Genomic DNA, 24,299 nt, shown 5'->3' with positions numbered 1-24,299 from the left:
TTACTGACTATGCCGATGAAGCGGAATAGATTCCTTGCTATGACAAAAAATGGTGCTAATGCGGGGTTTACCGGCTTGTCTTTTTATCCTACCCTATCCATTGCGTGAGACACCTGAACGCCAAACCGGCCCTCAGGCCAACGCTGTCCAAAAGGGAGATTTTCCTCACGCTCTTCATTTTGCTGCTGGGTGCTTTCGTCACTTATACCATCTGTTTCTTTATCGAACGCTCGGAGAAGGAGCAGCGGAAAGTGCGTTTTCAAAGGCTGGTCGAGAGCCGCATCCGCCTGTTCGAGTCCGCCGGGCAGAATTACGAAGAACTGCTGTTTTCGCTTCGTAACCTTATGGTCTTCAAGCCTGACCTCAAGGAGACGGAGTTCACCGAGATCGCGCTAAACGCCATCAAACGTCATCCCCCCATCCAGGCATTGGAATGGGTGCCCCGCGTTTCCGAGCACGACCGGGCCACAGTCGAGCAGAAGATGCGGGAAGCCGGCCATACCAATTTCATGTTCTCGGTTCGCGATGATCAAGGGCGTCTAATCCCCGCACCAGCCACCAATGACCACTTCCCCATCCTATACGTTGCTCCGTATAAAGGGAATGAACCGGCCTTGGGTTTCGATCTCGCCTTCGGCCCCTCGCGTGCGACATTGGCAAAAGGACGGGATGAAGCAGACACCGTTTTGACCGGCAAATTCCGGCTGGTGCAGGAGATGGGCAACCAGGAGGGCCTCATCTCCATCTCGCCAGTTTATCAAGGACAAATCATCCCGAAAACCGTGGAAGAACGGCGTCGGCTTTTGGCGGGTTACGTGCAAATCGTCTTCCGGCTGGGCGATCTGGTGGAAGGCATCCTGGGGCAAGTTTCGCCAGGCGGAGTAGACATCCTCATCGAAGACATGGATGCACCGCCGGAACAACGACAGCTTTACTTTCACTCTTCCCGCCTTCGCGGCACACCTGCGCCTCCAGTTAATGGAGAGGAGATGCGGGCGGGATTAAGCAGCATGCAGACCATCCGGATGGGAGAAAGGGATCTGGTCTATTATTTCCGCCCGGCACCCGAATGGCTCGCTTCCATGGACCCCTCACGCGTACCGGCCGTCACCATGGGAGGAACCATCATCACCGCACTGGTCGCCTTTCTCGTCCTGACCATCAGTCGTCGCGCCGCAGTGGTGGAGGAGCAGGTGTCCGAACGGACAGCCGAGCTGAAGACGACCAATGAGCAGCTCTCTCATGAAAACCGTGAGCGCAAGCTCGCCGAGATGGCGCTACGCGAAAGCGAATCCCGATTCCGCTCCCTGGTCGAACACGCCCCGGTGGGTGTCTGGCAGCTTGAACCGGACGGTCAGCAGATCCGTTACCTGAATCCCGTGCTGCGTCAGATGCTCGGTCTTCCGCTCAACGAACCGGTGGAAGGCAAGAACATCCGCGATTTCATCGCTCCAGAATTCAAGCTGAACCTGCCCGCGCATCTGGAGGAACGGATGCAAGGCATCTCTTCAGCCTATGAGATCGAGTACTTGCGCCGTGATGGCTCGCGCTTGCCCGTGCAAGTCTTTGGCGCTCCTCTGAAAGGAGAATCCGGGCAGCTTGCAGGCGTCATCGGCCTGAGTATAGACATCACCGAACGGCGTCAAGCTGAACAGGCTTTTATCGAGGAACGCCAGTTGCTGCACACGCTGATCGACACCTTGCCCGACCCGATCTTCGTCAAGGACAAGGCGGGGCGCTTCCTCGCCACGAATGAAGCCAACCGGAAAATCCTCCGCCTGCAGTCCACCGGGGACATCGTTGGCAAAACTGTCTTTGATTACTTCTCCCAGGAAGTGGCCGAGCTATATTTTCAGGATGACATGGCCGTCATCAATTCCGGCAGCCCAATCATCAACCGTGAAGAACCGTGCAAGCTGCCGGACGGAACACAGGGATATTTCCTTACTTCAAAGGTGGCGTTGCGGAATTCCGCTGGAGCGATCATCGGCCTTGTGGGCATCAGCCGTGATATCACCAAGGAGAAAGCGGCGGAAGCGGAGCAGGCCAAGTTCGAACAGAAGCTGCAGGAAACTCAAAAGCTGGAAAGCCTGGGCGTATTGGCAGGCGGCATCGCCCACGATTTCAACAATCTGCTCACCGGCATCCTGGGGCATGCGAATCTGGCGAAACTGGAGTTTCCAGGAAATCCCATCCTGTTCGAACATCTCGATCAGGTGGAAAAATCCTCCCAACGCGCCGCCGAACTGTGCCGCCAGATGCTGGCCTATGCCGGCAAAGGCCGGTTCATCGTCCAAAACATGGATGTGACCGCGCTGGTGGAAGAGATCACCAGCCTGCTGCAACTCTCCATCAGCAAGAAAGTCACGCTGAACTTCCGTCTCGCGCGCAACCTGCCACCCATCTCAGGTGATGCCACCCAATTGCGCCAGATCTTGATGAACCTCGTCATCAACGCCTCCGACGCGATCGGCGAGCACAGCGGAAGCATCACGGTGGCCACCGGGGTGATGCGCGCTGATCGCGCCTACCTCGGCGGCACACATCTGGCCCCTGACTTGCCCGAAGGCAATTACATTTACATCGAGATCAGCGATACGGGTTGCGGCATGAGCAAGGAAACGCTCACGCGGATATTCGACCCGTTCTTCACGACAAAATTCACCGGACGCGGATTGGGATTGGCCGCCGTGCAAGGTATCGTCCGTGCGCACAAAGGGGCGCTCAAGGTTTACAGCGAGGAGGGTCGAGGCACGACGTTCAGGCTTTTGCTGCCAAGTGCCAGCGGCCCGGCAGCTCCGCTGGAATTTCCCGCCCCGCAGAAAGAGGAATGGTCAGGCAACGGCACGGCCCTGGTGGTGGATGATGAGCAGAGCGTCCGCATGGTGAGTGCCCGTCTGCTGGAATCATTCGGCTTCTCCGTCATCACCGCCAGTGATGGACGTGATGCCGTCCAGAAATATATTCAGCAAGGCCGCATCATCACACTGGTACTGATGGATCTCACCATGCCCAACATGGATGGGGAGCAGGCCTTCCGCGAGTTGCGCAAATTGAACCCTGAAGTAAAAGTGCTGATGATGAGCGGCTTCAACGAGCAGGACACCATCAACCGCTTCACCGGAAAAGGCCTCGCGGGCTTCATCCAAAAGCCGTTCAAAAGGGAGGAGTTGCAGGCGAAGCTGCGGGGAATCCTTGAAGGCAAGGCATAATGGTGACGACCTAGACGGTCGCCACCTGCCGTTGCCTCTCCCACTGCTGTCCCAGCTCTCTCAGCGTTTTGTCACTGAGATTTTGCTCCGCCATCGGAAAGACCAGGCGTTCTTCCTTATCGAAATGATGCCGGGAAATCTGAACTGTCTTGAGCAGCATAGTCCGTGCAGCCACCACATCGGTCTGGCTCTGCAATTGGATAAGAAACCCATCGATCAGCTCATGCTCGTGATGGAATGAGTCTCGATGGCCCAGATGATCCAGGCGATGCTCAAGCGGCTCCATCAGCAACTTATCCTCCGCCTCGCCATGATGCTCCAGCAAAGCGGCCAGCATGCCGCCGAGCACTTTGACTTCGGCCAGTGTCTCCAGACATGGTGCCACCAGCTCGATGTGATCAAATACGCTGTGGAAGACCACGTGCTCGGCGAGGAGTGCTTCAGTGATTTTCATAGGCCGTAATGTTCAATGCCTTAATTCTTGGAGCTGCGCCCTGCGGGATTTGTTCAATCATTCGCGCTTTTTGCCGCTCCATGTCAAGGATGCTGAGTTTGCTGACTGCGATGCTTTGGCCGCTATTCAGAAAAAATCTGGCCAGCCGCACAAATCATTTCGTTCCGGCCCAGTCTCTCTCTTAAAATCATCGCCCTGTTACACCGTAAAAAAGTTGAATCTCAACCATTTGCGGGCCGTCAGGTTTTAGAGACGTAACATGCGATTCGTAAATAAATATGCAGTGATGCTCGGCACTTGGGCTGTATTGACAGTTTCTGCTCAAGCGGCCGCGCCTATCGATGGTTTGGAGCTGTTCGAAAAGAGCATCCGCCCGGCCTTGGTGGATAATTGCTACGAATGCCACAGTGTCCAAGGCGGCAAAGCCAAGGGCGGTCTGTTGCTGGATTCCAAAGACGGCTGGGTTAAAGGCGGTGACAACGGCCCCGCCATCCTGCCCGGCAAACCGGATGCCAGCCCGCTCATCAAAGCCATCCGTTATCATGATGAATCCACGCAGATGCCGCCGAAGAAGGGGCCGATGTCCGATGCTACGATCAAGGCATTCGAACAATGGGTGAAGCTCGGTGCGCCCGATCCCCGCGTTGCCACCGCCGGTGCTGCTCATATCGGTCCGTTCAATTTCACGGAAGAACGCGAGTTCTGGTCCTATCAACCCGTCAAAAATCCCGCGCCGCCCAAGGTGAAGAACTCGCGCTGGGTGCAGTCACCGATCGATAATTTCATCCTGGCAAAGCTCGAAGAAAAAGGTCTCACCCCAGCGAAGTCCGCAGATAAACGCACACTCATTCGCCGCGCCACGTTCGACCTTACCGGTTTGCCTCCTACGCCGGAAGAAGTGGACGCCTTCCTGAATGATAAATCCTCAAAAGCTTTCGAGCGCGTCATCGAACGCCTGCTCGCTTCTCCAGCTTACGGCGAACGCTGGGGCCGTCATTGGCTGGATGTAGTCCGCTATGCTGACACTGCCGGGTGCAATTCCGATTTCCCGGTGCCGCCTGCCTACAAGTATCGCAACTGGGTCATCGACGCCGTCAACGCAGACAAGCCGTATCAACAATTCCTGCGCGAACAGATCGCGGGCGATCTGCTGCCCGCCAAATCAGCTCAGGAACATGAGCGTAATATCATCGCCACCGGTTATCTCGGCATGTCGCGCCGTTTCGCTTCGCAGACAAATGAGTTCTACCTGACGCTCGATGACAGCATCGACAATCTCGGCAAGGGCTTGATGGGACTCACGCTCAGTTGCGCCCGTTGCCACGATCACAAGTATGATGCCGTCACCGCAGAAGATTATTACGCGCTCTACGGCATCTTGAAGAGCAGCACCTACACCTTCCCCGGAGTGGAGGTCATACCCAATCCACGCGATTACATCCCGCTCGGTACGGACGCTCAAAAAGCCGAATGGAAGACTTACGAAAACAAGCTCACTGAGTTGGACGTGGAACTGACCCGCTTGGATGCCATGGTGCGTGGAGCGAACGCACAAAAGAACGACGTGCCCGCCATCCGGACCAAGATGAACGAGATTCGTAAAGAACGGGATAATCTGAAAGCCAATCCACCTAAGGTGGAACTCGCCTACGGCGTGCAAGAGGGCCAATCTGCCGATACCAAGCTGATGATCAAGGGCGAGCCACATCGCTTGGGTGCAGTGGTGCCGCGCGGTTTCTTGCAAGTACTCGGCGGGCAGAAGTTGCCCAAGGAAGAAAAAGGCAGCGGCCGCAAAGAACTCGCCGAATGGATCATTGATCCGGCCAATCCCCTCACCCATCGCGTGATGGCGAATCGCATCTGGCACTGGCATTTCGGCAAAGGCCTGGCGCAGACACCCAATGACTTTGGCAAACGCGGCAAAGCTCCCACGCATCCAGAATTACTGGATTATCTCACCACCCGTTTCATCGAAAGCGGCTGGAGTCTCAAAGCCATGCACCGCCTCATCATGCTCTCCAGCACGTATCAGATGGGCAGTGAAGACGATGCCGCAGATGCCGCGAAAGACATTGCCAATGATTACCTCTGGCGCTTCGATCGCCGCCGTCTTTCCGCTGAAGAGATTCGCGACACCTTGCTCGTGCTCGGCGATTCACTGGATCTCACGCCCGGTGGAGAACATCCTTTCCCGCCGCGTAACAAGTGGAGCTACACCCAGCACACACCTTTCGTAGATACCTATCCCACCACGAAGCGCAGCGTTTACATGATGCAGCAACGCATCCGCAAACATCCCTTCTTCGAGACGTGGGATGGCGCCGATCCGAACTCCTCCACCGGTGCGCGACCACTCAGTATTACGCCCATCCAGGCACTCTTCCAGATGAACGATCCGCTCATCCATGAACAGGCGGACAAATTCGCGCAACGTGTCTGGAATTCAGCGAAAAAAGATGCCGACCGCATCCAGAACGCGTTTGTCTTCGCTTACGGACGTCCGGCCACGAAGGACGAAATCAAAACGGGTGAAGAGTATCTCGGCGCCATTTCGCTGGCTTTAAAGGAATCCGGCACGCCGGTGGAAAAAATGTTGGATGCGGCCTGGGCCAGCTACGTGCGCGTCCTGTTCAGCAGCAACGAATTCATTTTTGTCGATTAAGCCATGTTAACCACGCAGCCATTCATCTCGCGCCGGGCGGCTCTCCGCTCGCTCATCTGCGGTTCCGCGCTTATGCCGGGCATCGTGCAATCCCTCCTGGCTCAATCAGGCGATGATACGACTAACCCGCTCTCACCTAAGACCACACATTTCCCCGGCAAAGCCAAGCGCGTCATCTTTCTGTTCATGACCGGCGGTGTCTCGCAGATCGATACATTCGATCCCAAGCCGAAGATCAAAGAACTGAGTCCTGACGGTAAAAAGTATCTGCCGACCTTGTGGGATTTCAAACGCGGCGGCAAGTGTGGCACGGAAGTCAGCGACCTTTTCCCTTACGTGCGAGAGAACATGGATGACATCTGCCTCATCCGCTCGCTCTATGGCGATCATAACGATCACGCGCAAGCCACACTCGGCATCCATACTGGCTCTGTGAGTTTCGCCCGTCCCAGCATGGGTTCATGGGTGAGCTATGGCATGGGGACGCTGAACCAGAATCTCCCCTCGTTCGTAGTACTCGCGCCGAAGCTGCCTTACGCCGGCAGTCAGGTGTGGAGTTCGGATTTCCTTCCCGGCGCTCATGCTGGCACGCGTGTCTTGGCTGGTGCCGAACCGATCCCTGATTTGAATCGTCGTGCTCCTTCCGCGCGCGTGCAGGAACTGGAACTGAGCCTGCTGGAGAAGATCAACCAGAAGCATCAGGGTACTCGCGCCACGGATCCGATGCTGGCTGCGCGTATCAAATCATTTGAAACCGCGTTCGGTATGCAATCCGCCATGCCCGATGTGCTGGACATGTCGAAGGAAACGGACGCCACGTTGAAGCTGTACGGCTTGGAGCGCGGCAGCACGAAGGGCTTCGCTTGGCAATGCCTTGTGGCCCGCCGGATGATCGAGCGCGGCGTGCGTTTCGTGGAATTGATCGATGTCGGTTCTTCCGGCAACTGGGATGCTCACGGCAATCTGAAAGGCCATGAACCCCTCGCCCGTAACGTAGACCGTCCTATCGCCGGGCTTTTGAAAGACCTCAAATCACGCGGCTTGCTGGAAGACACGCTCGTTGTCTGGACATCTGAATTTGGTCGCACGCCTACTCCCGACAGCCCAGATGGTCGCAGTCATCAGGCTAGCGTCTATTCCTCATGGCTGGCCGGTGGCGGTATCAAACCCGGTATCGTTTACGGTGCCAGCGACGAGATCAGCCGTAAGCCAGTGGAGAATCCCGTGCATGTGCATGACTTCCACGCGACCATCATGCATTGCCTCGGCTTCAATCACGAGAAGCTGACGTATCATCACGGCGGGCGCGATTACCGCCTCACCGATGTGCATGGTAATGTGGTGAAGGGCATTTTAGCGTAGCTTTAAGCCCCATTTCCCGCAGTTGCTTAATGCGGCGAGATGTGGTTAGCTAGGCATTGCAGCACGTAGCGAGGTTCGCCGGTGTCTGCGGAACATTTAACGAAAAGCAACAGCATGACTGCCACCGAAACCACCGCGTCGATCGCCGCCAAGACCACTGAACTCTGCGAAGCCATCCTCGCCGACCCTGAATTTCAGCGCCAACGCAGCCATATCAGCGCCTTCCTCGACAACGACGCCGCCCGCGGCCAATACGACGCCCTGAGCCTCAAAGGCCAGATGCTCCAGCAGAAGCAGCAGATGGGCATGGACCTCAGCGAGCAGGAGATCGCCGAATTCAACGAGCATCGCGATGCCCTCTTGAACAACCCCGTCGCCAAGAACTTCCTCGACGCCCAGCGCGAAGTCAGCAGCATCCAGGACTACGTGATGAAGCACGTCGCCAAGACCTTCGAACTCGGCCGCCTCCCGGCCCCCGAAGACATGGATGACGGCGGTTGCTGCAACAGCGGTGGCGGCTGCGGCTGCCACTAAGATCAGTTCTCTTTTAAAAACAAAACCCGCTGAAGGTGACTTCAGCGGGTTTATTGTTTTAAGAATCCATTACTTCAACGTCATCAAGTACTCGATGACGTCGCGGATGTCCTGCTTCGGCAGCACGTCCGCCAATCCCGGCGGCATGCCAGACAGGCCCTTCTCGCGGTTCTTCACATCCGCCTTCTTCACCTTCACGGTTTTGAAACCGTCCTCATCTTGGAAGAGGATGCTCAATTCATCCCCTGCTTCGCTCTTCAAGATGCCACCTACCGTCGTGTCATCCTTCTTCGTGATGAGCACCGTCTCGAAGCCCTGCGCGATGCGCGCGTTCGGGTCCACGATAGACTCCAACAGATACTCGCGGTTCACGCGCGTAGCCACGCCATCCATCGAAGGCCCCACATCGCCACCCTCTTTCTTGATTTGATGGCAGCGCAAGCACGACGCCTCGATCTTCTCGTAGAAGATCTTTTTTCCGTTCTCCGCATTGCCGCCCCATTGCAGGTCGCGATACTTCGCCGTCAACGTCCCCGAGTTTAACGTCGCGATGTACTTCGCCAGCTTGTCGCTCACCGCTTTCGCGCTCGCCGGGCTTCCATCTTTCTTGCCAGCCTCGACACTGCCGCTGCGCGATTCCGCCGCCGCCACGATGTCCCAACGAATCTCATTCGGCACCTTGCCCGCGATCAATTTATCCAGCCACTGACCGATCAACTGGTCCGCCTTCTCGCCCTTGATGCCAGCGAGTGTTGCCAATGCGCCCTGCTTCTCGCCGTTGGAACCTTTCTCCAAGATGCTCGCGAGCTGGATCGTCGCATCCTTCGGCCCAATCTTCGCTTGGATACGATTGCCCTCTTTACGCAAAATCTCCGCCTTGTCCGCGACCGCGATTTGCACCGCTTCAGCCAGCTTCTCATAGCCGAGCGTTTCCAACGCCTTCAGTGCCTCCACGCGCACCTTCGCATCGAGCTTTGCGTCCTTCACCAACTCCGCGATCACCACGCTCGCGCTCTTGATCTTCAAGTCCGCGGCCGCTTCGATCGCCGCGATGCGCACTTCGTTCGGCGCCGTCTTGAGGATGTCGTTCAACACCGGTTGCAACGCCGCCGTCGCCGTCTTGTCACTGCGCTCCGGCAACGGACGATAAATACCCACGATACGATCCCGCTGTGGCGGCTTCGCCCAACGGCCCAGCGCACCCAGCGATTCCGTACGCGTGATGACGGACGCATCCTTGTTCGCCGCAGCTTGCGCCAGCACGATGGCATTCGCATCCGCACCCAGGCGGAAATTCGCGTTCACCGCGCGCAGAGCCACCGGCTCAGACGCGATCGGCTTCACCACCAGCGACGCCAGCTTCGGCATCGCCGTACTGATCGGCGCATCATTGATCGCCCGTGCCGCTTCCAGTGCGATGAGTGCATCGCTGTCATTCAAGAAGCTCGCCACCGACGGCAGCTCCAACCGACGCATCGCCAGCAACGTCGCCAAGCGCACCGACTTCGATTCATCCTTCGTCGCCGTTTCCAGCGCCTTCAGGTCATTGATCCACGTCAGCGCCATCACACCCGCATGACGCAGATACAAGTCTTTGTCCGCATTCACGCGGATCATCTCGATGACCGCTCCCGTGGTGCTCTTCTGACCGATCTTACCCACGCCCATCGCCGCGAAATACTTCACGCGATCGCTCGGATCCTTCAGCAACTTCACGAGATCGTTCAGCGACTTCGCATCCTTCGCATCACCGATCACCTTGGCCGCTTGCGCGCGCACTTCCCCATCCTTGTCAGCCAACAAGCCACGCAACGCTTCCAGTGCCTTGGGCGATTGCTTCGTGAATTGTCCCAAACCCCAGATGCCGTGCAAACGCGCCAGTTGATTCGTGGACTTTTGCGCCGCTTCCGTCAGCAGCGGGATGGAGCTCTGCCCCTTCGCCACCAACGCGAACTGAGCTTCCTGCCGCACGCGCTTGTCCTTGTGTGGGAGCAAGCTCGCGAGTTCCTTCGCGGAACGCTGATCGAATCCCTCCGCAAAAAGCTGCTTCACCTGCGCCACGGCCAGATCTTTGATAGCTTCCGGATGCGTCATGCGATAGATGCGACCGCGTGCGGACTTCGGCCAGTCATGATGCCAGTCCGAGAAATAGATCGAGCCATCGTAACCGAACTCCACATCCGTCACCAACGTGTTCCAGATGAACTTGCCGTGATCCACCAGCTCAAAGCTCGCGCCCTTTTGCTTCACCGTATGACGATGCATGCCCGAGACAGACGCCTGCCCCTTGAAATGGCACAGGAAGAAACTGCCCTTGTACTCATCCGGCAAACCCGTGCCCGGATTGTAAGCCAGGCCGGACGGCCCGTTCTCCAACCACGCGATCGGCGGTAATACATACGCCGCCGTGTTATCCGGTGCCGGATGCCACAGCTTCTCGCTGTTCCACGCACCCGCGCGACCCAGCGGCGCATGCTGATACCCCACGCGCCAACCGCTCTCGCCGCCCTCTACCACATACACCCAGCGCTCACGATCGCCGTTGTCAGAATCATTATCGCCCGTGAACAGATTGCCGTAATCATCGAACGCCAGCTCCTGCGGATTCCGCAACCCACGATGCACGATCTCCAGATCAGAACCATCCAGGTTGCAGCGATACACACCGCCCTCATCAGGATAGGCGAGCGTCTTGCCTTCCTTCGTCTTCAGATTCGCACCGCGATCACCGATACTGAAATACAACTTCCCATCCGGCCCGATCGCCAACCCATGAAAATCATGTCCCGTGTAACTGTAGCGCACGCCCCAGCCGTAGCTCATCGAGTTGCGTTTGTCCGCCACGCCATCGCCATTCGTGTCTTGCAGCTCCCAGAGATTCGGGATGTTCGTGAAATACACCTTGCCCTTCCGCGCCAGCACGCCAGACGCGATGCCATCCAGCATCGTGTTGAAACGATCCGCATAGATCGTGGACTTGGTCGCCATCCCATCCGGTCCGCGCTGGATGTAACGCACCACTTCCGATTCGATCGCCAGATCCTCCGCCGCCGGTCCGAAATGCTTCCGTGTAAATGAGATGCGATCCTCCACCGTTCGCGCCGCCAGATCATCCTCCAGCATGAACATGTAATGCCGGATATCGAGAACCGAACTGCGATAGCGATACGTCTCCGAGATATAGAAATTATTCTGTTCATCGATCGTGAACGCCACCGGATTCGCCAGCATCGGTTCCGCCGCCACCATGTCGATCTTGAACTCCTTCGGGTACGTGAACTTCTTGATATTGTTCAGCCCCTCATCCGACGCCGGAGCGACAACGGGAAACGGCTGACGATTCTCCTTCTTCGGAGCCGCAGATATCTCCGCCGCCTGCGTGGAATGAGGCAGCCAGGCCGCCGCCAGCAAACCAGCTGACAAAAAAACAAACTTCAAGGACTTGTGCATAGAGACGGGTAATCTAAGGACTGAAAAACCGAAATCAAGGGACGAAATGCCCTCCAATAAGGTGAGGCATCGCTACCGCGATGCCCATGCCAAGGTCTTCACCGCGGGTTTCCTAATCCAGCTCGCCAGATAAATCACCATAGCCACTCGTTACCTTCCTCTATTCCGGGTTAGTGGCAGACGGCGCAACCTGGTTCGATGCTTTTTCTATTCCTTCAAACTCCGTGCTTTCCCCATCGCCTCTTCCCAATTCGGCCGCAACTCCCCCGCCTTCCGAAAACTCACCACCGCCTCCGCCTTCTTCCCCGCCAGTTCGTATGTCAACCCCAGATTGAAATACACCGCCGCATCCTGTGGATTCAACTCCTGCGCCCGTTGTAATTCCCTGAGCGCCCCCACTGCATCCTGCTGCGCCAGATACAACAATCCCAAGTGATGCGGATACAACGCCTCCTTCGGTAAAATCGCTGCGACCCGTCGCAACAACTCCTCCGCCTGCGTGAACTGCCCACGCTTCTGCGCACACTGCGCCAGATAATAAAGCACCTGCGAATCATCCGGCAGATACCGCTGCACCAGCTTCAGATCCATCCACGCCTCATCGAACTGCCCGAGCTGATACTGCGCCCGCCCCGTGAACCGCCACGCATCCACCCGCGTCGGGTCCAGCTCCTTGATGCGATTCCCCAACCGCACCACCTCCGTCCAATCCGCACGCCGCATCGCCGCCAACTGCTGCTTGAAAAACCCATCCGCCCCCCACTGCCGCACATGCCACAATCCCATAAACACCGCCCCAATAAAGACAGCCACAGCCAACGCTCGCGAATATTTAGAATCAATCAAACCGCCCGTCGCGAATCCCCTCTCCTCCGGCGTCGGAGGAGAGGGCAAGGGAGAGGAGGCTTCCGTTATTCTTCCTTCTCCCCTCGGAGGGGAGAAGGATTGTGGATGAGGGGTGCCCCCATTTCCCTTTATTATCTGTAGAATCAATCCCAACAACACCGCTCCAAACAACGGCGGCACCTCCCGATCCAGCGGAAAACTGAACAACGAATCCACCGCAATCGCCCCCAACGCCGCCACCGCCCCGATCAAAACAATCCTCTCCTCCCTCTCTCTGACATGATGCAACCCTCGCCACACCTCACGTAAAAACAAACCCACCACCGCCAACCCCAGCAGCAATCCCACCGTCCCCAGCTCCGCCCACACCTGCAGCAGATCATTATGCGTCCGCTCCGGCGAACTGCTCGCCATCGTCACATCTGTTACGCCCTTCAACGTCGCCGCCGGATACACCACCCGCCAGTTGTTCAACCCCACGCCTTGCACCGGATGTTCCCGCAACATCTCCAGCGTATTCCGCCAATACACCGTCCGCACCGCCACACTCTTCGATGACTTCGCCTGCAAACGATCCGCCTCCGACACCTTCTCCTCCGGCTCCTCCGCCAGCCCTGTCAGATACGCCCCGATCTCCGGCCACCGCCACCGCGGCCCTTGCGCCGTCACATTGATCAACACCGCCGCCACCACCGCTGCGAACACCAATCCTTTGAATCGCGCAGAACCAAAACTCGGCCGCCACCCCACTTTCCATCCCAACATCAACGCCACCGCCCCACTCACCACACACGCTATCCAACACCCCTTAGTGAACGTATGACCGAGAAACGTGACACACAAAGTCAGCGCACCCAGCGCCAACCCAAACTCCCTCCGACACCGCGCCATATAGAGCAACACCGTCGCCACCGGAATCACCAGCACCATCACCTGCGCCGCCATGTTCCGATTCGCCAGCGTGCTCCCCGGCGCGATCGCCTGCGGCACCCAACTCCACTGAAACCACACCTGCGCCAGCCCGATCACTGCCACCACCGCCCCGCTTCCCGCCATCGCCCACAGCAACGCACGCAACCGCACTGGCGTCAGCTCCACCTGCCACACCACCCAAGCGATCAACGCACACGCCACCCACTGCCACCACGTCCACCACCCCAGCCAAGGATTCACCGCCCACGTCAACGACACCAACGCCCACAAAAGAAAGGCACAAACGAAAAAACCGATCGGCTGCGGCAACCTCCTCACCCTTCCTTGAAAAAACACCAACGCACAAAGCCCCAACGCCACCACCTGGATCAACGCCCGCTTCGGCACACTCAAACTGTCATACAACTCCCGCCAGAAAACCAACGGTGCGAGCAACAGCAACACTACCAACCCAGCAAACACCCATGCCACCACCGCTGAGGCGGCGGCTGGTGCAGACTCTTTACTTTCCCGGTTGGACATCGACGAGAGGTTAACGGCTAAGCCACCGCAGGTCCAATCCCCAAACCGTAACCACCTCGCATTCGCAGGCCACCTCTTCACACCCCTTTTTCATCCAGCAACAATCCACAATGCGTGCAATACCGGATCGTGTAATGTCGGTTCTTCCCCCGTCGCATCGTCTTATCGCACGTCCGGCAATGTGGATGCCTGAGCCAGTCACCCGGCCCTAAAGTTTCCGCTCCGCACTCGGGACAAAAGTTCCCCTGCCCTCGATCCGTTTGTTTCTCGCATCCGGGACAAATCAACTTGGGCGTGAACAAAGCGATCACCGTAAAACCAATGAGACTGACTCCGCACGCCACCAAAAGCCATGCCCCACCTCGCACCGAAAACACCGTCACCGCGATGAGCCATAAACATATCGGAGCTGCCGCCGCAAACGCCAGCCAACCCAATAATCTGTAACGCGCAGCTACCGGCTGAAAGCGCGCCTTCAATTCATCCTGCTCAGCCTGTGAATAATTTCGCTTCCTGTCACCCATGTGCTGATTCCACCATCATGTCAAAACCTCTTCTTCCACCGCGCATCATGTTGCGCCGCATGCAACACCGCAGCCACCACCACAGTTCTCTCCGCCTCTAACACCTCATAAATCACCCGATACGGAAAACTCTCAGGATACCTCCACCGGACATTCTTCTTCGGATGACGTCGGCAATAGATCAACGGATTTTTCCGCAAGCGCGTCAAAGACTGTAATGATCTCATCTTTGAACCGCTTACCCAATCCCTCCTCATGCTCTTCATACCACTCCGCCGCAGCCTCCACATCAGCCACCGCCTCCGGTCTCACCGCCACCTGCCAGTTCATGACTGTGAGGGCTTACGTAAACGAGCCTTGGCCTCTTCCAATGACAACGAGGACTTGGGATCGCGCCGATGTGCCTCCAACCTTGCCTCCACCAAAGCTTCGTCAGCCTGTGACAACACCGGCTCGTCCAACTCCAAGGCACGACGGATTACCATCTGACGTTGTTCCACCGTCAGTGCAGGCAACTCCTCGAGCACCTGTGTAAAACTCATACAAATTAATAGTATCAGTTAACTTCGCCTTTTCAACCACAACCACCCCGCCGTCATCATCGCGCCCACCATCGCCAGCGTCATATCCTTCTGCGCGTCCCACATGTCTCCCTGCTGGCCATTGTATGAATTGGCATCTTTGGGCGAGAGCACCATCGTCAGCCCCCACTCGAACACCTCATACAACATGCTCGCCGCCATCACGAACTCCACTGCGAGATACAGCGCGAACTTCGGCCTCATCTGAAGATACCGCGTCAACACCTCCCACACCGGCAACGTCCACAACAACCCGAAAAGAAAATGCACGAACCGGTCATAATGATTCCGCCGCCACCCGAAGGTCTCCTTCATCCGAAACCCGAACAACCCCTCACACCACTGCTCGTAGGGCACATAAGAATAGATGTAACGCGCCCCCAACGTGTGAAACAACATGAACACTATAAGACAAGTGAAGCCCGCCCGGCTCAACGGATACCGCCGATTGATCCACGGCAGAAAAAACAACAGAAACAAAGTGGGCGAATGTTGCAGATACATCTCCCGTGGATAAGGCGCCCCGATACAACTCACCACCATGGCCATGCCCAAAACCAGCAATAGCTTATATTCATAAGCCCACCCTGGCGCGATCACCGGCAGACCTTCTACTTTGTTTACCAGAGGCGCACTGGCTGATTCAGGTGTTTTTTCCATGGCGATCTCCCATCACTCTGCCACGGCGATTCGTCTCGTAAAATCCCCCTTTTGGGCTACACTACCTGCATGCACGCACAGCTTCAGGGTGTTCCCATCTTTGCGGGCTTGAGCGAAGAAGCCATCGAACTCTTGGTCAAACACGCCCGCGAGATCGAGGTGAAGGCGGGTGACTTCATCGTGCGTGAAGGCGAAAGCGGCAACCGCTTCTACCTCGTCGGCGAAGGCGAGGTACGCGTGGTGAAACACGCTGGCACCGCTCATGAAGTGGAACTTGCTCACCTCATCGCCCACGATTTCTTCGGCGAGATGTGCATCCTGGAAACACTCCCCCGCTCCGCCTCCGTGCAAACCGTGACCGATGCGAAAGTCATCGCCCTCTCCTCCATGGATTTCCTGAGCCTCTACAAAGCTCTCCCCTCAGAATACGGCATCCTCATCCTGAACCTCGCCCGCGACCTCTCCCGCCGCATCCGCCACCTCGACGAACTCTTCGCCGCCCGCAACTAATTGGAGCGCGACTCTCCGAGTCGCAGCAATGTTCAAGTATGAAGGCAGCATCAATATGATTTAAACGTATGGATCACAGTCTCTCCATCCGTGTTCCATCCGTGCAAATCCGTGGCAAAAAAAACCTACCCCAATACCAACTTCCTCTCCTCCACCGAAAGCTCCTTCCACTTCCCCGCCGCCAAATCTCCCAGCACAAACTGTCCGATCCGCACCCGCATCAACCGCAACGTCGGATGCCCCACTGCCGCCGTCATGCGCCGCACCTGCCGATTCTTCCCCTCCACCAGTTCCAGCCCGATCCAGCAATCCGCCACCGATTTCCGCACCCGTATCGGCGGATCACGCGGCGGCACCTGAGGCTGCGGCTCCAGCATCCACACCTTTCCCGGCAATGACTTGTGCCCTTGGATCACCACGCCTTTGCACAACTGCTGCAACGCCTCCGCCGTCGGAATCCGTTCCACCTGCGCCCAATACTCCCGTTCATGCGCATTGCGCGGATGCAAGAGCCGCGTATTCAACCCCGCCTCATCGCTCAACAGCAACAGCCCCTCACTATCCGCATCCAGCCGCCCGATGGGATACACATTCTTCGGAAAGCCGAACTCCGCCAGCGGGCGATTCGGCGATCCATCCGGCGTGAACTGCGAAAGCACCCCGTAAGGTTTATTAAAAGCGATCAGCACAATGTTTCATTGGAGCGCGGGTCTCCGACCCGCAGCAACTAACCTAGAGCCTGTCATGAACTTCAGGGTGAGAACAAGCAAGAGACGTGTCATATATTCTCCCTCTCCCCTCAACGGGGAGAGGGCCGGGGTGAGGGGTGAGTCGTAGCACAAAGGCGTAACATCACTTCCCATTCCCACCTTCCTTCATCAAGCGTAAAGCTTTCTTCACCACCGTCGAAGCCCCCTCCACCACCTTCTGAAATTCCGTTCCCTCAAACTTCACCCCGCGCTCCCGGCAAATATCCAACGTCTGCACCACAATCGCTTCATCATACGGTGCCAACGCAGGCAGCAGCCTTTCCATATTCATCCCATAATCCTTCACCAACTGCTCCGCATACCCGCGCGGCGATGTATACTTCCCATCTCCATCCCCATCGATCCAGATCGGATTCGTCGAAGCCAGCACCTTCGGCGTGAACGTCTTTGAAGTCGGCTGATACGGCCTCGGCGTCTCAGCGAACGGCGCCGTAACACCCGGCCCCGTCGCGATCCCCACCAGATACACATCATGAAATGGGCGGTTCAGCACAAAACCCGAACTGCGCCGCAATCTCACCCGTGGCTGCACATAATCCGTCTCCCGTATCTTCACCCCGTTCGCATACAACTCCACCTTCTGCACCCACGTCCACGAAGGCGAATCCGCATGCACCGTCACGATGAACTCATCCGTCAGATTCGTCGCCAGATCGCCCAGATGAAACTTCTGCGCCACATCCATGTCCGCGAACAATCCCAAACTCACCGAAGCCTTCCCCGCCTTCAAACTCTTGCACGCCTCACTCACATCTATCCTCTCCGGATGCTCATCCCCCGCCGCCAGATACGTCCGCCCCTGACCGAGAATAAACCGGCTCACATCATGCGTATCACTGGAACCGACTGACATCACACGATGCCCCCGATTCAGCAACGCGAACCAATCCCGATATAGCAGATACACATCCGATTGCATCGCCCCCGACGTGATCACCTCCATCGCATCAAACACCTCATTCGTCAGCCGCACATGCTGCCCAGTGACCGGATTGAAATTCGTCACCCCCAACGGAATGAACCCGCTGTGCAAATCCCGCGGATGATTCAACGTCACCACCTGCACACCCGGTGTCGCCCGCATCCCTCGTATCAAGTGCCCCCAATCCTCACTCTTAAAATCCGCCACCGTGCTGCCACTCGCGATCGGAAACGCATTGAAATGCCCCACCTTCGTCGTCACCTCATTACCGACCACCGACGTGAAATGCTCCTTCAACTTCGTGCGCACCGCCGCCTCCGAATAATCCGCATGATGATTGTGATCCGTCGCGATCGCCAGTTCGATCCCTTCCCCCGCGATCGTCAGCATCCGCTCATCGATCGTCGCATCCCCATGCCCGCTGTGCGTGCGTGTATGGATATGCGTGTCCGCCGCCACCCAACCCTTCGTGTTCACCTCTTTGCGGATGCTCAAATTCACCGACTGCGTTTGCCCCTTCGCCACCGTCACCTGCTGCGTCGCCACGCTATACTCCATCCCTCGCGATGCATACACCATGTAATCCCCCGGCAACAGATTCACACTCGCCTTACCATCCCGCGTATAGATCACCCCCGGTCTCACACTCATCGCCAATGAATTCGTATTCGTCCCGCTACCGCTCATCGGCAACAATGCCGCCAACGCCCCATTCCCATCCGCTATCGTGATGCGACATGGCAAAGGCGTGCCCCCCGGCCCTTCCACCGCCGTGATGGTCAACGCACACTCTTTGAACAAAGGCACCGCTGGCCCACGCACCAACCGGATATCCGCTACCTCGATATCATCCACCATCTTTGGCGGCTCGATGAGAAGATGATTCATCCCATTCGTGATTACTCTGGCTGGCACTTCGAAATACGCGTTCAACTCCGTTTCCTGCGCCACCAAATTCCCCACCGCTTGATTATTCACCAACACTCGCCAATTCCCCTTCACCCCGCGCTGCCTCAGAAAAAGCGTATACCCATTCGTTGACGCCTCCGCCTGAAACGGCAACGTCAACATCCTCCCCACTGACTTGCGACTCGAAAAATCATCCCATTCCAATGCCCCCTCCACTGCCAGAAAGTATGTCTCCGAAGTCCCCACCAATAGATCCGCCGGTGGATTCTGCAACTCCCGTGTCATCCTCCCCAACGCCTCCTCAGCCAGTTGCTGGATCGGCCCCTCCGAATGCTCCAGTAACATTTCCACCTGCGCACTCGCCTGAGCCGCATGCGTCCCCAGATCACTGAGCTGCCTCACCGCCGTCTCCACGATCGAACTGTCCTGATGCTTCAACAATCCCGCCAACACCGGCACCACCCGCTCCGCCTCGTTCAGATCCAAACGCGTCAACGTGCTCGCACTGTTCAATTGCATCTCCGGCTTCGTACTCTTCAGCAGTTCCCTCAACTGCGGAACCGCCCCCTTCGCCGCTGTCCCGATTCGTCCCAACGCCACGATCGCATTCAACACCACCGAATCGTCCTCATCCCCCAGCGCTTGTATCAATGCAGGCACACCCGCCTTCGCCTCCGGCCCGATGAACCCCAACTCACCAGCCCCAAACACCCGTATCCCCGGATCAGGACTCCGCAAGCACTCGATCAATCCTGGCACAATGATCTCCGGCGAGGCCCGCAACCGGTTCAGCAGATTATAACTATACCCGCGCACCGCCCGATCCGGATCGGGCAAAGCATGTGCCAGCAAAGGCGCCACCTGCTCAGCATCACTTCCCAACAACGTGATCTGCTTCGCTGCCGCGCGTCGCCACAAAGCCGCAGGCAATTCTTCCGGCAGTCGCTTGCGGATGGTTTCCACCCAATTCGTCCCGCTCTCCTGCCGCCAGCGTGAGTATCTTGTCTCCGTCGTGAACAAACGGTTCGTCAACACCGGCAGCGCATTGGTTCCTAACTCGATGAACGCTTTCTCTGCCTCATCCCGCAGCAGCACATCCGCCTTCGGATCAGCGATGATTTGCAACCACGCACTGACATTCCGCCCGTTATGCACTGGCCCGTCAGCCGGACCGGAACGCCACCATAAAACTCCGCCCACAGACAACAGGCCCGCAAGGACCAGCATTGGAAGGCGGTGACGTTTCATCGCGATAGCATAGTCGCACTTTACTCAGGAAGAAACCTGTAAAGAAATCGCTTCAAGCAGAGCAGCTCAACCCTCATCATTTGTCCCGAGTAATAACCGCAGACTGTTCAGCACCACGATCACCGTGCTCCCTTCATGTCCCACCACAGCCAGTGTCAAAGGGATTGCTCCGGCCAAGGCGAACGCGACCAGCACAACCACCGTTCCTAATGAAATCACCAGATTCTGCCGGATGATCGCTTTCGCCCTCCTGCTCAGGCGGCACGCAGCCAGCACATTCTCCAGGCGGTCATGCATCAGCACGATGTCCGCCTGTTCCAAGGCTGCATCCGACCCGCGGGCTCCCATCGCAATGCCTACGTGCGCTGCCGCCAGACATGGCGCATCATTGACGCCATCTCCTACCATCGCCGTCAATCGTCCCTCACGATTGAAACTTGTGACCGCTTCCACCTTCTGTTCTGGATTCAACTCCGCACGCACCTCCAGATCACCTAATGACTTCACCAGATTTGCCGCCGCTGCACGTTTGTCTCCCGTCAGCACCACGGGTTGCAATCCCAGCGAATGAAGCTGCTGGATGACTTGTGCCGATTGCGGTCTCACATCATCGCGCAACACCAACCTGCCCAGCAAAGTTCCTGCGGACACCCAGACTTCAGATGTTCCCGCTTCGTGCTCCGGCAATGCCTCGGATTTGGCAGTTTTCGACAATACCCACTCGCGCTTGCCGACGATCACTTCCCTTCCCTCGACTTTGCCTTTCAGTCCCTGTCCCGTAACAGACTCAAAACCCGATACCTCATGCTGTTTGAAGGCATTCTGCTTTCCATGATGCGTGATGGCCCGTGCCAAAGGATGTGTGGAAAGACGCTCCAATTGCCAGGCCAGCGATGCCACCTCCCCTTCGTGCCCTGCTGGAAATGACTCCACCCGATCCACCTTCAGATCGCCCGTGGTCAGCGTGCCCGTCTTGTCCAGTGCCACCACCTTCACTTCAGCCAGCCGTTCCACCGCCACACCTCCGCGAAAGAGGATGCCGCGTTTCGCCGCCCAGGCGATCGCCGCCAGAATGGCCGAAGGGATGGAAAGCACCAACGCACACGGAGAGGCCACCACCAGCAGACTCATCGCCCGGTAAAACGCGCTCTTCACATCCACCGTGGAAGTGAACGCCGGCAATTGAAACCCGAGCCACCAGACAAAGAACATCACCAACGTCGCCCCCAGCACCGTATACGTATAAGGAGTTCCGAAACGGTCCGTAAAATTCTGTGAAGGCGCCCGCTGCTGCTGCGCCTCCCGGATGAGATGGATGATGCGCTCCAAGGCGCTCTGGCTTGCCGCCTTCGTCACCGTGATCTCCACTGCGCCCCAAAGATTCAACGTGCCCGCCAGCACAGCATCCCCTGCGCGCTTCTCCACCGGAATGGCTTCACCTGTGAGATTGGATTCATCACTCGCAGTGGTCCCTTTGATTATCTCACCATCCACCGGAAATGCCTCGCCCGGTTTCACTAACAACCGCCATCCCGGTTGCAGCATTCCTACCTCCATGATCTCTTCCTTGCCGTTCTCGCGCAATATCGTGGCTGTTTTCGGTGCATTCTTGAAAAGCGACCGGATCTCCTTTTGGGTTCTCCCCAATGCATAATGCTCCAACGCACCGGAGAGGGAAAACAGGAAGAGCAATGTAGCCCCCTCTTCCCACTCCCCTACCGCAGCGCTCCCTGCGGCCACGGCCAACATCAGGAAATGCACATCCAGCACCCCTTTACGCAGATGCTCCAGCACCTCTTGTAAGGCATACCATCCACCCGCGACATAGGAGACCACAAAACATGGTAACGCGATCGCTGGTAAAAAATATCCGGCCAGCCCGGCCACACCACATATCCCCGCCGCCACCAACTGTGGCTTCCACTCGTCCTCAGCATGCTCATCCTGCGGCAGTTCAACGGCACGTGGAACGATCTTGGGGAAATGAAGTTCATGCCAGCGCCAGAATGAAGGTGCTGTCGGACAGGTGACCCGCGCGATCGTCGTCATCGGCCCTTCATGTTTCACCAAGACACCGGGCTGCGAACCTTCCGTCTTTTCCGAAGGACAACCCGCACAACTGGTATTGCCCTGCAGAAGCGCGCATCCAGCCTCTCCTGGAGTTGCCCGCAACTCTTTTAACCTCGATGACAGTGTAGCGTCCAATGCCGCCGAATCATGCCGTCCGATCGTCGCCACAGACAGGGCCGGTTCACCGTTACGGACCTGCACCGCTTCTAACGAAGGCTCCGCCCTCATCGTTTCCGCCACCGCCTTTATCAGGCAGGCGGAACGCTCCCCGGCTTTGGAGGCAGTAGCGGACATTTCGTAAGCGCAATGAACCACGGGAACCAGCTGACCGCCACGATAATCTTGTCAAAATCTTAGGAAAAATGGGCTTTTCGAGATTGAGATTCGTTCTCGCCCAGGCAGCCGGTTCATCCGCTTCGTTTCCACTTTGACACCGTCCGGTTTCTGGCAGAGCTTTGCACCCAGAGTCCGCCTATGAAATCATTTCTGATCACACTCCTCGGACTGTTCGCGGTGACCGTCTCCGCACAGACCAATTCACCCACGTCAGTCACCGCCACCACCAACGCAACGACCATCTCCACACCAGCCGTCAATGAAGGAAGCGTCTCGATACGAACGATGCAATCCCTCGAGCAGAACAAACCCGTTCCGCCACCGCCCAACGAGATCAAGACCGAAAAAGGTGTTTACAGCGGCGTCCTGCCCCAAGCCGCCAAAATGGACAATCCCCTTCAACTCGTGAACCCCGCCGCTCCCAAAGAATACGGCGAGGCCAAAGATAACACTGTCTTCGATCCTCGCACCGGCCAGGCCCAAGGCATCAAGCTCTTTTCATTCTCCTGGTTCAAGAGCGATAAAAACAAAAAAAAGAAGACCGGTCCCGCTCCGGAACCTGAAGCCAAATCCTCAACCGGCGGCAAATAGCGATGGCCGTATACCTCGCTCTCGCACCGTTCACCTTGCAGCACTCACCTCTTTAGCCCGGACGACCGCCAACGCCATCGCCGCATAAGCCGCCACCAGCATCAGCACGCGCAGGTCGCGCTCTGAGAAACGGTTGTTCCTTTTCGGATTATCCACACTGATCACACCGAGCGTCTTGTGATCCCATACCATCGGCGCAAACATTCCCACCTTCATCTCGGACATCCGGATCGTCGGCGTCTCGACCCCGTCCATCACCTTGCGCCAGATCAATCCACGCCCTTCCTTCACCGCCCTCATCGCCAAGGTCCGGCTCACCGGAGAATCATCCGCCGGAAAACAGGCGCTGGTGACCAGTTCCGCCGTCCCGCTATGCACCAATAACAACGCCGCCCTTTCGACACCAGGAATCACCTTCGGCAGATGAGCCACCAGATATTTCGAGAGCCCTCCCGCATGGGGCTGGCTCGCCAGTTTCACGGGCAGTTCCAGCAATTGCTCCAATTGCGGGTCTGTCTTGCCGGAAGAATCCGCCAGCACTTTGCCTAGTTGCAACTCCTCTACATCCATCGCGCTATCCACGCTCACCTCATCTTCTTCGGGGGCTTTGGCAGGCTCCACTATGGAAATCCGTTTGGTCTTGGCTGCCGCTGGCACCAGTATCTTCAACGTCGTTTCCCCGATCTGAACAAAGTCACCCGGATGCAACTCCCGCTTCAGCGTCAACCGTCCACCATTCACAAACGTCCCGTGCTTGCTCACCAGATCCTCGATCCAATACCCGTCCGTATTCACCCAGATGCGCGCATGCGTGCGGGAGACAAGAATATCATCCGAAAGATCCAACGTCGGCGGCAGATAAGGGTTCGGCCGCCCGATCACCACTTCCTTGCCCTCAAACTCAAACTTCTGCGTCTCGCCACGATAAGTGACTTCCACCCGCAACAAGGCTGGCTTCAATTCGATGACATCAGTGCTCATGGGATGGTTGTGTTTGCTCTTTGGTATTACCCCGAAGATAAACACGAAGTCACCTGCTGACAACACTCCATCTTGCCATTCTGAATCAGTAGCAAACCACAGGAGTAGAAGCAGAAAATGCTGGTCTGAGGATTTTGACTGCGCCACACGGAGCAGGTGAAAACAAAAAAGCACTCAAACCAGCACCGTTCGAAACTGGAAGTCCTGCGGCAGATTTGCAAT

At 57.2% G+C, this 24,299-nt stretch carries 17 protein-coding genes; 6 read left to right on the top strand and 11 right to left on the bottom strand.

Annotation, left to right across the window (positions count from 1 at the left end):
- The first annotated feature begins 104 nt into the window (after window positions 1-104).
- Window positions 105-3,212: a CHASE domain-containing protein gene (locus VGH19_01870; protein ID HEY1170091.1), complete on the top strand. Its 3,108-nt coding sequence runs from the start codon at window positions 105-107 to the stop codon at window positions 3,210-3,212.
- A 10-nt stretch (window positions 3,213-3,222) separates the two neighbouring features.
- On the opposite strand, the gene VGH19_01865 is transcribed toward VGH19_01870, so the two are convergent.
- Window positions 3,223-3,666 (bottom strand): hemerythrin domain-containing protein, encoded by a 444-nt coding sequence (locus VGH19_01865; GenBank protein ID HEY1170090.1) that lies wholly within the window; start codon window positions 3,664-3,666, stop codon window positions 3,223-3,225.
- A 259-nt stretch (window positions 3,667-3,925) separates the two neighbouring features.
- On the opposite strand from VGH19_01865, the gene VGH19_01860 reads away from it, so the two are divergent.
- The 3 genes from VGH19_01860 (at window position 3,926) to VGH19_01850 (ending at window position 8,224) form a co-directional block, all read left to right on the top strand.
- Window positions 3,926-6,328, top strand: coding sequence for a PSD1 and planctomycete cytochrome C domain-containing protein (locus VGH19_01860; protein ID HEY1170089.1), 2,403 nt, complete (start codon window positions 3,926-3,928; stop codon window positions 6,326-6,328).
- 3 nt (window positions 6,329-6,331) lie between these two features.
- Window positions 6,332-7,690, top strand: a complete 1,359-nt coding sequence (locus VGH19_01855) for a DUF1501 domain-containing protein (protein HEY1170088.1) — start codon at window positions 6,332-6,334, stop codon at window positions 7,688-7,690.
- Window positions 7,691-7,804: 114 nt separating this feature from the next.
- Window positions 7,805-8,224, top strand: coding sequence for a YlbF family regulator (locus VGH19_01850; protein ID HEY1170087.1), 420 nt, complete (start codon window positions 7,805-7,807; stop codon window positions 8,222-8,224).
- Window positions 8,225-8,293: 69 nt separating this feature from the next.
- Here VGH19_01850 and VGH19_01845 read toward each other — a convergent pair whose 3' ends face one another.
- The 6 genes from VGH19_01845 to VGH19_01820 form a co-directional block, all read right to left on the bottom strand.
- Window positions 8,294-11,647, bottom strand: coding sequence for a HEAT repeat domain-containing protein (locus VGH19_01845; protein HEY1170086.1), 3,354 nt, complete (start codon window positions 11,645-11,647; stop codon window positions 8,294-8,296).
- A 234-nt stretch (window positions 11,648-11,881) separates the two neighbouring features.
- A complete protein-coding gene (locus VGH19_01840; protein HEY1170085.1) occupies window positions 11,882-13,975 on the bottom strand; it encodes an O-antigen ligase family protein in 2,094 nt (697 codons plus the stop codon).
- Between the two features lie 77 nt (window positions 13,976-14,052).
- Entirely contained in the window at window positions 14,053-14,499 is a 447-nt protein-coding gene (locus VGH19_01835; GenBank protein ID HEY1170084.1) for a hypothetical protein, read from the bottom strand.
- A gap of 132 nt (window positions 14,500-14,631) precedes the next feature.
- The gene (locus VGH19_01830; protein HEY1170083.1) at window positions 14,632-14,829 is read right to left on the bottom strand and encodes a hypothetical protein; all 198 of its coding nucleotides are present in this window, start codon (window positions 14,827-14,829) and stop codon (window positions 14,632-14,634) included.
- Window positions 14,826-15,041, bottom strand: coding sequence for a hypothetical protein (locus VGH19_01825; GenBank protein ID HEY1170082.1), 216 nt, complete (start codon window positions 15,039-15,041; stop codon window positions 14,826-14,828). The genes VGH19_01830 and VGH19_01825 overlap by 4 nt, the downstream gene beginning before the upstream one ends.
- A gap of 18 nt (window positions 15,042-15,059) precedes the next feature.
- Window positions 15,060-15,740, bottom strand: a complete 681-nt coding sequence (locus tag VGH19_01820; GenBank protein ID HEY1170081.1) for a DUF2238 domain-containing protein — start codon at window positions 15,738-15,740, stop codon at window positions 15,060-15,062.
- Between the two features lie 69 nt (window positions 15,741-15,809).
- On the opposite strand from VGH19_01820, the gene VGH19_01815 reads away from it, so the two are divergent.
- The gene (locus VGH19_01815) at window positions 15,810-16,250 is read left to right on the top strand and encodes a cyclic nucleotide-binding domain-containing protein (protein HEY1170080.1); all 441 of its coding nucleotides are present in this window, start codon (window positions 15,810-15,812) and stop codon (window positions 16,248-16,250) included.
- 125 nt (window positions 16,251-16,375) lie between these two features.
- Here VGH19_01815 and VGH19_01810 read toward each other — a convergent pair whose 3' ends face one another.
- The 3 genes from VGH19_01810 to VGH19_01800 all read right to left on the bottom strand — a co-directional run bounded on the left by VGH19_01810 (window position 16,376) and on the right by VGH19_01800 (window position 22,463).
- Complete coding sequence (locus VGH19_01810) at window positions 16,376-16,939, bottom strand: pseudouridine synthase (protein ID HEY1170079.1); 564 nt, start codon at window positions 16,937-16,939, stop codon at window positions 16,376-16,378.
- A 163-nt stretch (window positions 16,940-17,102) separates the two neighbouring features.
- Entirely contained in the window at window positions 17,103-20,099 is a 2,997-nt protein-coding gene (locus VGH19_01805) for a CehA/McbA family metallohydrolase (GenBank protein HEY1170078.1), read from the bottom strand.
- A 66-nt stretch (window positions 20,100-20,165) separates the two neighbouring features.
- A complete protein-coding gene (locus VGH19_01800) occupies window positions 20,166-22,463 on the bottom strand; it encodes a cation-translocating P-type ATPase (GenBank protein HEY1170077.1) in 2,298 nt (765 codons plus the stop codon).
- Between the two features lie 180 nt (window positions 22,464-22,643).
- Between VGH19_01800 and VGH19_01795 the strand changes: the two genes are divergently transcribed.
- Complete coding sequence (locus VGH19_01795; GenBank protein ID HEY1170076.1) at window positions 22,644-23,096, top strand: hypothetical protein; 453 nt, start codon at window positions 22,644-22,646, stop codon at window positions 23,094-23,096.
- Window positions 23,097-23,126: 30 nt separating this feature from the next.
- Here VGH19_01795 and VGH19_01790 read toward each other — a convergent pair whose 3' ends face one another.
- Window positions 23,127-24,077 carry an FHA domain-containing protein gene (locus VGH19_01790; protein ID HEY1170075.1) on the bottom strand — a complete coding sequence of 317 codons (951 nt, stop codon included), beginning with the start codon at window positions 24,075-24,077 and terminating at the stop codon, window positions 23,127-23,129.
- Between the last annotated feature and the right edge of the window lie 222 nt (window positions 24,078-24,299).

It is taken from the genome of Verrucomicrobiia bacterium (assembly GCA_036405135.1).
Classification (GTDB): domain Bacteria; phylum Verrucomicrobiota; class Verrucomicrobiia; order Limisphaerales; family JAEYXS01; genus JAEYXS01.
The sequence above is the reverse complement of the archived record's forward strand: the minus strand, read 5'-3'. Positions and strand labels throughout refer to the sequence as shown.